Consider the following 538-nt stretch of genomic DNA (forward strand, 5'->3'; position numbering starts at 1 on the left):
CCGCGTTCCCGGGCTGGCTGGCGAGAGCCATGTCGGCGACGGCATCACGCTGTTCCTCGACCAACCGCCGTTGCCCGGCGATGCGCGCTACGCCGCGTTCGACGACTTCCGCAACCGTCTGGTGCACGCGCTGATTGCCGAGATKCGCCAGCGCCACCGCCACTACACGCTGAACCTGATGGTCCAGGCGGCGGACCTCGTGCCTGCGCTGCGCCACGGCGACGAGCCGGCCACTGCTACGGCGCCCAAGCCGTCCAATCCGCCCACGCCCGCCGCACGGGGCAGGGCGCCTCCGCCGCCGGCGCCGCCGGCTGACCCTCCCTCTGCTACCTGGACCTTCGACGGGCTGCTCGACTATCTGGTGCGCGCCGAGGATCCGCCGTTCCAGGATGGTCGCATCGCCGTGGGCGCGGGTGGCTATCGATCCCACACCAATGTCACCGTGCGTTACCTGGTGGCGCTGCCGGAGCCGACCACGCTGAGCAAGAAGACGCTGCGCGAGGCCGTGGAGAGCACGCCGGYGCTGGCCGGCACCAAC

Annotated in this window: 1 pseudogene; it reads left to right on the top strand. The window is 71.5% G+C overall.

From position 1 onward, the window contains the following. Nucleotides 1-538: pseudogene (locus AC1DBD_RS17730) on the top strand (hypothetical protein); the annotation flags it as partial.

Source organism: Arthrobacter sp. 10T419 (assembly GCF_056394105.1).